General features: G+C 73.3%; 3 protein-coding genes and 1 pseudogene. All 4 read right to left on the bottom strand.

What is annotated here, in order from left to right:
• Positions 1–248, bottom strand: a pseudogene (locus tag ACWC9T_RS41550) (hypothetical protein); the annotation flags it as partial.
• Positions 245–1,042, bottom strand: a complete 798-nt coding sequence (locus ACWC9T_RS41555; RefSeq protein WP_449826209.1) for an NADH-quinone oxidoreductase subunit B family protein — start codon at positions 1,040–1,042, stop codon at positions 245–247. The gene ACWC9T_RS41555 and the pseudogene ACWC9T_RS41550, both read right to left, overlap by 4 nt.
• 5 nt (positions 1,043–1,047) lie before the next feature.
• A complete protein-coding gene (locus tag ACWC9T_RS41560; protein WP_449826210.1) occupies positions 1,048–1,857 on the bottom strand; it encodes an FAD/NAD(P)-binding protein in 810 nt (269 codons plus the stop codon).
• The coding region (locus tag ACWC9T_RS41565; RefSeq protein ID WP_449826211.1) for a 4Fe-4S dicluster domain-containing protein at positions 1,857–2,422 on the bottom strand (566 nt) is incomplete at its 5' end. The genes ACWC9T_RS41565 and ACWC9T_RS41560, both read right to left, overlap by 1 nt.

A 2,422-nucleotide genomic window follows, 5' to 3' on the forward strand; every position in this document is an offset into this window, starting at 1 on the left:
TCGCGGGTCAGCTCGGCGTCGTCCAGGTGCAGCCGGGGCTGGACGAAGGCCCGAAGGTCGGCCTCGATCGCGCTCTGGTTCTGCGCCGTCGGCGGGAGGCGCAACATCGTTGCCAGGTGGTCGAGTTCGGCTCGGGTTGGCAGCCGGTGGAAGCCGCCGAGCCGGACGTTGACCGGGTGGATCGCGCGCCCGCCGAGGGTTCGGGCCAACGCGCCGACGGTGTGCAGCCGCTCGGTGCGGTGGGTCATCCGGCCTCCTCGGTCGCCTGCCGGGCGGCCTCGGCGAAGGCGGGGGCCTCGGCATTGAAGGTGCGGTAGAGCCGGGCGGCGTCCGCGTCCGCCACCCCGTCGCGGCGCAGCAGCGGCAGTAGGGCGCGGGTGTTGGGCCCTCCCTGGCCGTTGGGGCTGCCCATCGGTCCGAAGCAGCCGTAGCAGCCGCGTCCGTACGCCGGGCAGATGGCGCCGCAGCCGGCCTGGGTGACCGGGCCGAGGCACGGGGTGCCGTGGGCGACGGTGACGCAGGTGGTGCCGCGCAGCTTGCACTCGAAGCAGACGCTGTGCGTGGGGATGTCGGGCTTGCGGTCGGCGAGGTAGGCGGTGATGACCTCCAGCAGCTGCCGCTTGTCGATCGGGCAGCCGCGCAGTTCCAGGTCGACCGGCACGTGGGCGGCGATCGGGGTGGAGTGGTCGAGGCTGTCGATGTACTCGGGCTGGGCGTAGACGACGGCCTGGTACTCGGGCAGGCTCGCCAGGTTGCGCAGCGCCTGGACGCCGCCCGCGGTGGCGCAGGCACCGATGGTCACCAGGTACCGGGACTGCTCACGAACCCGCCGGACGCGCTCCAGGTCAGCCGCGGTGGCGATGGAGCCCTCGACCAGGGAAAGGTCGTACGGCGGTGGCAGTTCGCGGCTGGAGGCCTCCAGGAAGTAGCCGATCTCCACCCGCCCGGCCAGCGCGAGGAGTTCGTCCTCGCAGTCGAGGAGGGTGAGCTGGCAGCCGTCGCAGGAGGAGAACTTCCAGACCGCCAGACGCGGGATGCCCATGGTGCTCACCGCTCGGGGGTGGACAGCAGGCCCTCGGCGTGGTCCCAGCCGAAGACCGGGCCGTCCCGGCAGACGAGGACCGGGCCGAGCTGGCAGTGGCCGCACCAGACGGTGGCGCAGCGCATGTTGCGTTCCAGCGAGACCCGGATCCGCTCCGCCGGCACGCCCCGGCGCAGCAGTTCCCCGGCGGTGGCGCGCATCATCACCTCCGGGCCGCACAGGTAGGCGGCGCAGCGCTCGGGCCGGAAGTCGGCGCTGTCCAGCAGGCCGGTGACGAGGCCGGTGGCGCCGCGCCAGCCAGGCTCGGGGTGGTCCACCGTGGTCCGGACGTCCGCGTGGCGGCGCCAGCGCGGCAGGTCGTCGAGGAACAGCAGCTCGCCCGGGTTGCGGTACCCGGCGAGCACCGATACCTTCCCGAACTCCACTACCCGGTGGAGGACTTCCTCGATCAGCGGCCGGAGCGGGGCGAGCCCGATGCCGCCGGAGACGACCAGGACGTCGCTGCCGGCGGGCGGGGTCTGCCAGACCGTGCCGTAGGGGCCGCGGGCCCCGATCCAGTCGCCGCGCTCGGCCCGGCAGAGCGCCTCGCTGACCTTTCCGACCGCGCGGATGGTGTGGCCGAGCACGGCGCCGTCGATCCGGCTGGTGGAGAGCGGGATCTCCCCGGTGCCGAAGGCGTACAGCATCGCGTACTGCCCCGGCCGGAACGGGCGCAGCGGGGCGGCGCCGGCGGGCACGAGGTCGAGGGTGACGGTGTCGGCGGTCTCCCGGCGACGGGCCAGCACCCGGTACGGGACGGGGGTCGTCGCGTACATCACGGTACTCCCTCGGTCGTGGCGGATTCGGCCCGCAGAGCGGCGACCTCCTCGGTGATGTCGATGCCGACCGGGCACCAGGCGATGCAGCGGCCGCAACCGACGCACCCCGAGGAACCGAACTGGTCGTACCAGGTGCCGAGTTTGTGGGTGAGCCACTGCCGGTAGCGGCTGCGTGCCGAGCTGCGGACCGGGCCGGTGCCGTGCACATAGGAGAAGTCGAGATCGAAGCAGGAGTCCCAGCGGCGCCACCGCTCGGCGTGGTCACCGGTGAGGTCCGTAACCTCCTCCGTGGTCGTGCAGAAGCAGGTGGGGCAGACCATCGTGCAGTTTCCGCAGGTCAGGCAGCGGTTCGCGACCTGGTCCCAGCGCTCGGCGGTCATCGTGCCGGCCATCAGCGAGCGCAGGTCGGTGGCGTCCATCTCCCGGCCCATCCGCCCGGCGGCCTCGGCGACGGCGCGGCGGGCGTGCTCGCCGTCGGTGGGGCGGGTGGGGACCCAGGGCCCTCCGCCCGCCTGGCAGACCCAGCCGCCCTTGACGTACGACGAGGAGTCGGCGCGCAGCT

It is taken from the genome of Kitasatospora sp. NPDC001159, from assembly GCF_053598235.1.